Annotated in this window: 10 protein-coding genes and 2 pseudogenes; 2 read left to right on the top strand and 10 right to left on the bottom strand. The window is 34.3% G+C overall.

Going from position 1 to position 10,709, the window contains the following annotated elements; genetic code table 11:
- Nucleotides 1-95: 95 nt before the first annotated feature.
- Complete coding sequence (locus KA909_RS10475; protein ID WP_000205227.1) at nucleotides 96-320, bottom strand: helix-turn-helix domain-containing protein; 225 nt, start codon at nucleotides 318-320, stop codon at nucleotides 96-98.
- Nucleotides 321-737: 417 nt separating this feature from the next.
- Here KA909_RS10475 and KA909_RS10485 point away from each other — a divergent pair.
- Nucleotides 738-2,039: pseudogene (locus tag KA909_RS10485) on the top strand (ISL3 family transposase).
- A gap of 308 nt (nucleotides 2,040-2,347) precedes the next feature.
- Here KA909_RS10485 and lnu(B) read toward each other — a convergent pair.
- The 3 genes and pseudogenes from lnu(B) to KA909_RS10500 form a co-directional block, all read right to left on the bottom strand.
- A pseudogene (lnu(B), locus tag KA909_RS10490) lies at nucleotides 2,348-3,150 on the bottom strand (lincosamide nucleotidyltransferase Lnu(B)).
- A gap of 53 nt (nucleotides 3,151-3,203) precedes the next feature.
- Nucleotides 3,204-4,688, bottom strand: coding sequence for an ABC-F type ribosomal protection protein Lsa(E) (lsa(E), locus tag KA909_RS10495; protein WP_002294513.1), 1,485 nt, complete (start codon nucleotides 4,686-4,688; stop codon nucleotides 3,204-3,206).
- A 442-nt stretch (nucleotides 4,689-5,130) separates the two neighbouring features.
- A complete protein-coding gene (locus KA909_RS10500; RefSeq protein WP_002294511.1) occupies nucleotides 5,131-5,715 on the bottom strand; it encodes a recombinase zinc beta ribbon domain-containing protein in 585 nt (194 codons plus the stop codon).
- A gap of 61 nt (nucleotides 5,716-5,776) precedes the next feature.
- On the opposite strand from KA909_RS10500, the gene KA909_RS10505 reads away from it, so the two are divergent.
- Nucleotides 5,777-6,235 carry a hypothetical protein gene (locus KA909_RS10505; RefSeq protein WP_002325145.1) on the top strand — a complete coding sequence of 153 codons (459 nt, stop codon included), beginning with the start codon at nucleotides 5,777-5,779 and terminating at the stop codon, nucleotides 6,233-6,235.
- A gap of 50 nt (nucleotides 6,236-6,285) precedes the next feature.
- Here the strand turns inward: KA909_RS10505 and KA909_RS10510 are convergent, their stop codons facing one another.
- From KA909_RS10510 to KA909_RS10535, 6 genes are all read right to left on the bottom strand, one after another.
- Nucleotides 6,286-6,537, bottom strand: coding sequence for a hypothetical protein (locus tag KA909_RS10510; protein WP_002294510.1), 252 nt, complete (start codon nucleotides 6,535-6,537; stop codon nucleotides 6,286-6,288).
- Between the two features lie 217 nt (nucleotides 6,538-6,754).
- Entirely contained in the window at nucleotides 6,755-7,564 is an 810-nt protein-coding gene (locus KA909_RS10515; RefSeq protein ID WP_002294509.1) for an ANT(9) family aminoglycoside nucleotidyltransferase Spw, read from the bottom strand.
- Nucleotides 7,565-7,695: 131 nt separating this feature from the next.
- Nucleotides 7,696-8,223 (bottom strand): phosphoribosyltransferase family protein, encoded by a 528-nt coding sequence (locus tag KA909_RS10520; RefSeq protein WP_002294507.1) that lies wholly within the window; start codon nucleotides 8,221-8,223, stop codon nucleotides 7,696-7,698.
- 43 nt (nucleotides 8,224-8,266) lie between these two features.
- Entirely contained in the window at nucleotides 8,267-9,130 is an 864-nt protein-coding gene (locus KA909_RS10525; RefSeq protein WP_002294505.1) for an aminoglycoside nucleotidyltransferase ANT(6)-Ia, read from the bottom strand.
- Between the two features lie 32 nt (nucleotides 9,131-9,162).
- Nucleotides 9,163-9,897 (bottom strand): class I SAM-dependent methyltransferase, encoded by a 735-nt coding sequence (locus tag KA909_RS10530; RefSeq protein WP_000662263.1) that lies wholly within the window; start codon nucleotides 9,895-9,897, stop codon nucleotides 9,163-9,165.
- A complete protein-coding gene (locus KA909_RS10535) occupies nucleotides 9,878-10,684 on the bottom strand; it encodes a nucleotidyltransferase domain-containing protein (RefSeq protein WP_225417023.1) in 807 nt (268 codons plus the stop codon). The genes KA909_RS10530 and KA909_RS10535 overlap by 20 nt, the downstream gene beginning before the upstream one ends.
- Nucleotides 10,685-10,709: the final 25 nt, after the last annotated feature.

Here is a 10,709-nt window from a genome sequence, read left to right on the forward strand (position 1 = left end):
ACTTTGCAACAGAACCATGCCTTCTATAAAAGGCAAAGATGATAATTTCTCTGTTACTATTTGAATAACATTACCTACCATATAAACATCCTCCTTTATTCGTTAGATATTTTTATTTCTTCTCCATCTGGTAAAATAAATGCCTGCACAAACTTGACACCTAGCACATCAGCAATGGCCTTCAACTCATCCAAGGTTACTGTTTCTCGTTGTAATTTTTTATTGAAATTCTGTGGAGTCTGGCCAATACGTCTAGCAAGTTCGGAAACACTTATATTCATTTGCTCACACAGTTCTTTAATCATTTCTGCCGTAGTCATACAGCACCTCCAAGTTTACGCTAAGAATATTGTAAACCATTTGATTGATAAACACAATAGTTATTAAAATATTATTATAATCAGCAAGCAAAAGAAAACCCACAACTCTACTGTAGAGTCATGGGCTATTTACTTTGGGTTTTTATATTTCCATTTCGATGCCAGATTTGAAGACTATGACGAAGTGGTCTTCATACACTGTAACGCTCTGGATTATCTTCCTTACAAGCTTATCATCATATTCTAAGGTGCGGAATTTGTTTTTGCGGATAAATTCAGGCTCTATAATTTATAGAACTGATGAATCATTTTTTGATTCATCAGTTCTATTTTAGTTTATTTAAGTAGAAAAGCATGTCGTCTATCTAGTAAAATTAAAGTACCAACCAAAATCTTAAATAGAAAGGACAACATGTCATGACTAATCATATCAAAAAAATGTTGCGAATTAAAGAAAGATTTAAATTTAACTTGTGTTGAAGAAGGAAAATACAAAGGTGTGAACACATTAATTATCACTGGTACCTACTCACCTAAGCTTACGGCCTGTAAGTATTGTCAGTCTCATGCGAACGATGCAGATGAAAAGAAAACCATTGTAAAAAATGGGAAAAAAGAAGTGACAATTCGTTTGGAATCATATCAAAATATTCCAACTATTTTAAAGCTAAAAAAACAACGATATTTTTGTAAAAACTGCCATCAACATTGGACAACTCAATGTTCTATCGTTGAAGAAAATTGTTTTATTAGTCGATTCATGACATTTAGAATACTAGAATTATTAACTCAAAAAATATCAATGACCGTTATCGCTAAGATATGTCATGTATCACTCACAACCGTTATAAGGGTCCTTAAATCTGTTGAAAAACATTTACCTGAAACGCTTAAACCACGCTCTTTTCCAAAAGTTCTAATGGTTGATGAATTCAGATCTCATGCCACCTATGAAGATAAAATGAGTTTTATTTGTGCCAATGGTGAAACCGGTGAACTGGTTGATGTTCTTCCTAGTCGTAGACTTGATAAACTAATGAATTACTTCAATCGTTCTCCCAAGGAGAAACGAGAACAGGTAAAATTTCTAGTGACAGATATGAATGCGGCTTATTTTCAGTTAACTAAAAAAATCTTTCCTTGTGCAGCTTTAGTCATTGATAGGTTTCATATCGTTAAACACTTAAACCAAGCTTTTAATGACTTTAGAGTCAGGGAAATGAAAGCATTAATAAAGAATCACCAGCGTTCTGAAGCCAATAAGCTAAAAGTAAATTGGAAATACCTATTAAAGAATCAAATGACTGTTTCTAGTTCAGAATATAAAAATTGGAGAAGCTTTCCTTCACCTAAGTTTCCCCCTCTAACAGAATCAATGATGATTGATCGTCTTTTATCATTTTCTACAGACTTAAAAGAAGCCTATGGCGTGTTTCAATTATTAACCTATCACTTTAGAAATAAAGATCCAGACTCATTTTTTGATTTATTAAAGAACTTACCGACTACCTTAGATCCACTATTTAAACAGAAGATTGAAAATCTGATTAATTATGAAGAAGGGATTCGTAATGCTTAACGTATAAGTATTCTAACGGAAAAATAGAAGCTAAAAATACTCATATTAAGATATTAAAAAGAGTATCTTATGGCTTCAAATCTTTTAGTAATATGAAGATAAGAATTTTTATGATAAACGACCTTGTCACAATTGAATAACTAAAAAAAGATGATGAATTTGAGAAAATTCTCAAATTCATCATCTTCAATATTTGTCTCATCAGTCCGATTTGACAAAGAGCCCGTTTTTTTATGTTTTCCTTACTTACTTAAAACAGTCACACATTCAATATGGATTGAGAGGACAGAATGAATGTCATTTGTGTATGTCCGTTCTCGGAAACATATCCACGACACTTTTTGCACTATCGGTAGACGGGAACATATCCATAGGCTTCGCTGTTTTTTGAAAAACTGAGGTATGCTGTTAATTTTCAGTACCCAATACTGTGAATAACGTTACTCTCCTATTCACTAATGTAATTCAACAATCTTTCTAAAATGTCATGTGTAACTTTTAAGTTGTATTGTTCAATAAGGTGACTTTGCAAATCCATAACTAATAGCAAAGAATTTTTATAGGCTTCAAATAATTCTACCTTATCTAATCGAGCAGTGGTCTTTGCAAATTTTTTATAATTTTCAAGGCTAATTTCTTTTTCAAGGTTTTTACTCATGTTTAGCCAATTATCAGCATTTTTTCTGCCATACGTATAAGTTGTAGTGTATTTTTTTGAAGTTGTGATAAGAGCTCTAATGAACGAGCATATTCTCCTCTTTTTAGAACGTTGATTCCCATCAACCATAGATTAGAGAAATTACACAACAAAAAATTAGCATTTTCTTCAGTAAGTCTATTTGGTCTTGCACCACTTATCTCTGATAAATAATTTTCTAATTGCCCTGTTTCATCGTAAATAAGCATAGCCTTCGTATCAGGAATATAACCTGAATCTTTAAACGAGGGGATTATGTTCATATCTTTTTCAGAAAGGAAATGAAATTCCCCACGTATAAGATTATCAAAAATAACTACCTCTGTTCCGTACTCATTTTTATAAAGCATCAAGTACGGAGCTACGTCAAACAACCAGTTGGATGAATCAAAGTTCGAGGTTATACTATCTTTCAAAAATATATAGAACTCTATATCAGAGTATTGGTCACCTTCTCCTTTGGTAAACGATCCATACATCATACAAGCTGTAATTCGTTCATCTGACTCAGTAAGATTCTTAACGTTTGCAATTAATTCTTTTTGTTTTAACATTTCTTCACCCTTTCATGTAAATATCTTTTAGTTATTGTGGCAACTCAAAATCTCTACAAACCTAAATTAATATTTTTCGTACAAATGTTATTGCAAAAAGCATCATCATGCTCCACAAACAATAGTGTAGGACAATATTCCAAAATCATTTTTTCAATTTGGATACGTGAAAAAATATCAATATAGTTCAATGGCTCATCCCATATATACAAATGTGCACTTTCACAAAGGCTTTTAGCAATTAGTACTTTCTTTTTCTGACCAGCACTAAAATCCACCATGTTCTTATCAAACTGCTCTCTATTAAAATCCAGTTTACGAAGAATCGTTTTAAATAGAGTTTCATCGATCTTATTATTATAGGCAAATTCAGATAGATTACCTTTTAAATATGAAGTATCTTGCGAAATATAAGAAATTTTTAGTCCACTTGCTAGCATAAAATTTCCGGTAAATTTAATATCATCTCCATTAATCAATTTTAGGATACTAGACTTACCACTCCCATTTTTTCCGATAATGGCAACTCTATCACCAATATTGACTCTGAAATTAAGATTACTGCATACTTCTTTATCTCCATAAGACAATGATAAATCATTCGCTTCTATTAAGCACTCTTTGTGAAATTCAAGTGGTGAAATTTTTAAGTCATCATATTGTTCAATGTTGTGGAGCAGTTCTGATTTTTGTAAAACGGCTTCCTGATGTCTTGACTCAATATTTTTGGCACGTTTCATCGCTTTTGCAGCCTTATGTCCAACATAACCCTTATCCAGTTTTGAACCAGAATTTGTTGTTCCATATTTACTTTTTTCTACTTTATTTGACCAGTTTGAACTACGTTTTGCTGCATAAGACAACCTTCCTATTTCTTTAAGGAGTTTCTTGTTTTCTGCCAGTTCAAAATTATCTTGTAACGTTTTGTTCTCCCACCAAGAAGTAAAATTTCCCTTTTGGATTTCGATATTCGTTTTATTGATAGATAGTATATGGTCAACACATTGATCAAGTAAGCTTCTATCATGAGATACCAAAATAAACCCCTTCTTGCGTTTCAAATAGTTTTGCACTACATTACGTGCATCGATGTCAAGATGGTTTGTAGGTTCATCAATAAGCAGGAAACAACTCGCTGTAAGGAATAAAGCTGCAAGAAGGACCTTCGTTTGCTCACCATTTGACAATGTATTAAACGGACGATATAAAGCATCTTCTTGAACATCAAGCAATGATATTTCACGAAAAATCTCCCAATCCATACATTCCGTACAAATACTCTTCATTACTTCAATTGTATATAGACTCTTATCTTCCACATCATAAGGAAAATACTCAAACTTAACTGTAGAACTTATATTGCCGGAATACGCATATTTGCCAAGCAGTAAATTTAAGAAAGTAGTTTTACCGCGTCCGTTTCTTCCAATAAAACCGAGTTTCCAATCTGTATCTATCTGAAAACTTACATTTTCAAAAATATTGTCATAACTTCCTTCATATGAAAAAGTTAGATTTGAAACATTTATTAAGGACATATATTTCTTCCTCCTTTACATTATAAAAATTTTATAAGCAAAGTCGGTTTTCGGCATTAATTACTCTATAATGTTATCCAACTCTGCAAGGATTTTGTCATGAATGACATAGTATCATTGTCTATCACGTTTATCTTCCTTTCTTTTACAAATATTAAAAGCCGCAAGAAAGTAAATTCTTACGGCTCAAAAACAAATACTATTATTACCTTTTGTTATACATAACATAAGGTTACTGTAATGTATTATTGAGTGTAGAATACTTAACTTTCTTGCAATTTGCATAACAAAACAAACGGTTCTATAGCCGTTTCTTTAAATATCTTATTATGCATCATATAATTAGCAAGAAAAGTTATACATTCTTCCACCTCCAAGTCGTTTTATTATATCATATTATCTTTAAAAATCCAATATAATTCTTCTGTTCTCTTTCTAAAGATTACCCTTCTACATCAATCTCGACTCCTGATTTGAATTCAACGGCGAACTTATCATGAAATACCGTAACTTTTTCTATAAGCCTCCTTACTAACTGCTCATCATATTCCTCTAACTCACAGGATTGTTCATTAAAGAAATCAGTCATTTCAGCGATTCGTTGCCTTTTTCCTTCACGCTCTGCATTTTCAACAAGTGCATTTTGCTTCAATTCTCGAAGGTGGTAGATTTCATCAGCCACATCTTCATAGTCATTCTTGGATTTTGCTTGGATAAGAAGCTGTTGTTGTAATTCTTCCAATTTGCTATCAATATCATTGGTGGCATTATCATTTTCTTCATTAAGTATAGTAGCTATGTTTTTCTGCAACGCCTGGAGGAAGGGTTCTTTGTTAGCCAAAAGTTCGTTAATAGCCTTGACCACTGCTGTCTGCAATGTTTCCTCGTTTATGGTAGGGGCAGTACATTCAGATCCTTTTTCCTCCAAACGGCTGACGCATCTCCAAACAATAGACTTGTAACCTCGGTTATTCCAGTGTACCCGGCGGTAAATATCACCGCACTGGCGAGCAAACTGCAACTGCAACTATGCAGGCACTTAATCTTAAAAGAACTACTTTCTATAAACTGGTGAAGGAAGTGATTGTATGATGACGATGTGTCCACGATGTTTAGAGCTATACAGTGAAATTTGGTCGAAGCCTTGTTGTAAATGCGCCGATAAGACCATTCCTGTTGATATTGAACTCATCAATGTCGTTCAGATGCTGCTCACTAGAGGCTTCGATGTATCTTATGCCACTTGTTACCCAGATAAAGAACAAGGTGAGATCGAAGCTATGGAAATTGAGATTCACTTTAGGGAATTGTATCCGCAGGCTCTCTTTGATGGTCTCCCACCTGACTGGATTGTAATTGACGAATACCCAGTTCTTGGCGGTAAGGTTCTTGATGAACCTGTTGATATCCTTACATGTGCAATCGAATATCGATTTGAAGAGAGCATCCATATTCAAAAGGATATCGCTATAAGCAATCTGGAAACATGGCTCGAAGAGAAAGACCCGCAATCTTGTAGGGCTATCCTTACATTGGCCGGCTTCTGAAAAAGTAAGACCCTCTCAACAGTAATGATCTGCTGAAAGGGTACTTTACTTTAATCTATGACCTTGAAGTGCCTTAATGCGTCTTTAATAGCTTCTACTTTATATTCTGGTGCTGGTTTATATGGGCGTTTTAGTTCTTCAACTGCGTTTGGTGCGTCGTACATCGGCAGGCCTAAGTTTCTTTTGACCTCTGCAATGTTTGCAGTGTGAACTTTGAAGCCGTACTTTTCTTCGATATACTCCTGAATAAGCCTGTAGGTGATACGATCTGGCTGGATTTTTCGGTCGTCTGCGTACTCCATTTTTACACTGATAAAATCGTCTGCACTTTTGTGGGACAATAAAACACACGTCTCAACGTGGCTCTAGTTGATGGCATTGATGTCTTAAGCTGATTTTTAACCCTTTCGTTCGCGGGAACGTATCAACGGTATTTTGATTATTTTTTAAGAAACTGATATATGGGGGAACATATCGAAGCAATCAATAATGCACATTAACAACTAGTCTTTGTTATATTTAAACTATTCGAAAAGGTAATTGGATATTAAGGGAAGACTCTATAGACTTTTTCATATGATTAACGAGTTCAGCCACCTCAGATTCCATTCCTTCCCACTTGTCAACACACTCTCCTAAATAAGCCTCTCTCGCTTTGTTGAGTAAAGTAGCATGCTCATCGGGTAATTGAGGTATCGCCCATTCAGCTGCCAGATCTTTTGAGCGAATTTCACCAGTAGATGCTGTCAGCCACATTCTGGCTAAAGTTAAAATCACATTGCGTTCGTCACCGTTAATGCTAGCTATCAACCCGGGCAACGATTCTTTAATTGCTTTTCGAATATCTGTCATTGGCACAGGCTCAATTACTTCTGTTGCCTTTGGTCCCAAAAGGTTAATACTATTTTTTCTTAGTTGTGCTAAAAGTATTGCTAAATCCGGATCATAAGTCGACTCAGGAATTTCTCCCTTTTCAAACTGCTCTCTTAGCCACTCGCCATACATAAATTCATATTTGGGGGGGAAATGCCAAGGGACAATATCCTTTTGATTTATGACCGTAACTTCAAGAGGCCTCATATCTTTTATGTTTCCTATTTTCCCAGATATAAGCATTAACCTATTTGTAAGATTCCTTCGAGTTTTTTCAGATAAACTTTGATTTGTTATTACCAAAATATCTACATCGCTATTCATACGTAAACCACCCATTACTGCCGAACCATACAAATACACCCCAATTAACATATTATCAAGTAGTTCCGCTATAGTTTTTAATGCTTGAATTGCTTCTTTCGGAATTTTTTTGTTACTTAAATCTATACTCAACTTCGATCTCCTTTCGTCTGAAAACTGTTTTTTAACGCCTCTTAAAATTTATAAAAAAAGAGTAAACATCTTTCGTTGTATTGTAAATTAACGCCATCCAAAATTTTGATTCAAGATTTTCTTTCGGTTTATTATATGTTTGAGCCAATATAAGCTACAAAACTGCTGTCTATCCATTTTTGAGTAACCTCATTTATATCAATCCCAATAGTAGCCAACCCAATAATGCTGCAATCCAATTTCTCTAACAAAGCTATTAAAGCCTTCATTTGAGAACCTGTCTCTATCCAATCATCTACAATCAAAACTCTTTTGTTCCTCACAATAGAACTCTTAGATATTTCAAAGCTTTTATCTTGACCTGAATAGTCGGTAAAATGTGTCGAAATAATCTCTTCTTTTGCGTATGGCAGCTTATCACCTTTTCTTACTCCAATAAACCCCACTCCAAGTTCTTTGGCTATGGCAGTGCCTAGTATCCATCCAATTGCTTCTGGGGCAGCCACATAATCTACTTTATTTTGAAAATCCAATGATAGTACTTTTACAATTTTATCAAAAACGGTTTTATGTGTAAAAATAGTTAGTAAATCATATTTTCCAATTGAGTTACGAGGTAATATACCTCTAATTTCATTTATAACATCAGTACTTTCCATACATTTACACCCCTTGCTTATGGTTAATAATCTTTGCTAATCTTTAAAAATAGTCATTTTCAACATATTTTTTATACATGTCCTCGGTATATCTTGTTATGTTCTTACCATACTCTGGATAATCAAACCCCAGTAGTTCTGCTACCTCTTTGGACACTTCCCTGAACAATTGGTGGCATATAAATAATGACTTCCAAATATTTTCATAGGAATCCATGCGATATGTAGATAATAATCTATTCCATAGATCTTCATCAATGTATTTGTTAATATACTTATAATTTTTCCCAACACTTAATGAAAATTCTGTCTTTATCCCAACCTTCCACGACATCATCCTAAGTAGTTCAAACCGTAGAATCTGGTTCAGATGATCGATTGCAAACAGTATCTCTTTGCGGCACAATCCTTTAATAACATAAGGTGTTACATTCCAAAATTCATTGCAGCAATCATCATACTCCCTTGCGCTTGGCTTTCTTACATGATAATCTATATCAGTCGGAACTATGTCCCTTTTAATTCTACAATCTTTATCAATTAGAACCTTTATTAATTTATCGCCCTTTAGGTAATTATCTAACTCTTCCAAGGGCAATAAGGTAAGATCAATTTTATTGTAATCATCAAATAGCATAAGATAGGAAAATCCCTTTTCTTCAGGTGGGAATAATTCCATATCCTCCGGCTTTTGCATCATTATTATATTCCCAAATTGATTAAGCCAGTCATCATTAGATATAAACGGTTCTATATCACTTACAAAATATGTAATATCATAATCCTGAAATTCATCTTTAGGTATATTAATATTTGCGCGTGACCCCTCAAGGGTCACAATTCGAATACGTTCATCCTGTTCTGCTAAAGAAAGTACTAAATCCATCATTTCTTTTTCTGATCTCATTTACATACTCCTCGTTTATTTTTTCTATATTATTACATCTTCTTTTTTGCCGATACAATCAGCATCATTGGGCGTCGCATTTCATCCGCCATCCCCGGAATATCCATCATGTTCTCTGGCGGCTGTGGCTCCACAATCTGATTTATTATAAAACTATTTGAAAGCAGTGTATTTAGATATGTGGTCAGTGTTCTATGATATTTTGTAACCTTTTCTTCCAAAAACATAGCTGTCCGTTTGCCCTCATAATAATAATTGTCCACCGGGAAATGCAGTATTTCTCCTTTTTCGTTATAATACCAGTCTTGTGTTCCATGAGCAGTAAAAACAGGATGTTCAACTGTAAAAACTAAATTGCCACCAGCCTTCAGCATCCTATATATCTTTTTTATTAAATTCTCATAGTCTGCTACATAATGAAACGCAAGCGAACTTAGTATTACATCAAAGCTCTCCTCTGGGAAATCCACATCTTCTATGGCACAGCATTCATATTCAATCTGTGGAAAATGGGTTTTTCCTTTTGCTACTTCGAGCATTTTATGAGAAATATCAACACCTACTACAGAGGAAGCACCGTTTTCCATCGCATATATACAGTGCCATCCATAGCCGCATCCTAAATCAAGCACACGCTTACCCTTAAAATCAGGTAGCATCTTTTTCAAAGTCTCCCATTCTCCCGCACCAGCCAGTCCTTTCTGCGAGCGACTCATTTGACTGTATTTTTGAAAAAATATATTATCATCATATTTGTTTTCTTTCATCTGAACTCTCCTCGTTTAAAAAGTTATTTATCTCCGATACAATTTCATTCACTTCTTTATAAAGTTTCTCGGTCATATCGTAGCATTCAAAAAGTGAGATACCGAGTACTTCAAAAATATGATTTACCTTCTCGGTATATTTTTCAGGTTTATGTTCAAAAGTTTCAAGCAGTTTTATAGCTTTCTTTTCGTTGATACAATAAGCATTATTACATGCAAATAGTACTTGATTTAAGCATGAAATAATACGAAAAACATGGCCTGCAATATAATATTTATCCTCTACCCCCGCATTTGCTTTTACAAACATTAAAGAGAATTCAGCTTCAAATATAAAAAAGTTCATCAAGCTTTTCTTTAGAGCAGTAGGGTAAATTTCTGCCTGCTTTTTTAATTCGCATAAGCTTTCGTTCTTAGCATATAGTATTTTACTAATCGCTAATTCTCCACGATACATTGCACTTATATAACCATGGGGATGCCCGGTCTGATAATTGGCAGTAACAATTCCTTGCTCCGTATCTTTGATTATTTGTTCTACCCGTTTTATATCACGTAAAATCAAGTCAACATGATACCCATTTATAAATAACCATCCGCCGCCATTAATCCAATCACCCCACGCTCCGGGAGGCACAACAAGGTTGTTTCTATTTTTATCATCCAATTCTGTAGCAATTTGATTAATCGCTGTCAGGTCAAATGAGTCTGAATTGTAATAGATTCCGATATCTATATCAGAATTTTCTGTATGGGTGCCTCTTGCACGTGAGCCCCCTAATACGATGCCTTCGGTTCTGTTGCAAAGTTGA

This window comes from Staphylococcus sp. GDX8P54P, from assembly GCF_017893165.1.
Classification (GTDB): domain Bacteria; phylum Bacillota; class Bacilli; order Staphylococcales; family Staphylococcaceae; genus Staphylococcus; species Staphylococcus borealis.

Bases quoted from the DNA above. Each gene is read 5' to 3' on its own strand.
- KA909_RS10475 (WP_000205227.1), bottom strand. From the start codon at position 320: ATGACTACGGCAGAAATGATTAAAGAACTGTGTGAGCAAATGAATATA.
- KA909_RS10505 (WP_002325145.1), top strand. From the start codon at position 5,777: ATGATGACGATGTGTCCACGATGTTTAGAGCTATACAGTGAAATTTGG.
- KA909_RS10510 (WP_002294510.1), bottom strand. From the start codon at position 6,537: ATGGAGTACGCAGACGACCGAAAAATCCAGCCAGATCGTATCACCTAC.
- KA909_RS10520 (WP_002294507.1), bottom strand. From the start codon at position 8,223: ATGGAAAGTACTGATGTTATAAATGAAATTAGAGGTATATTACCTCGT.
- KA909_RS10525 (WP_002294505.1), bottom strand. From the start codon at position 9,130: ATGAGATCAGAAAAAGAAATGATGGATTTAGTACTTTCTTTAGCAGAA.
- KA909_RS10530 (WP_000662263.1), bottom strand. From the start codon at position 9,897: ATGAAAGAAAACAAATATGATGATAATATATTTTTTCAAAAATACAGT.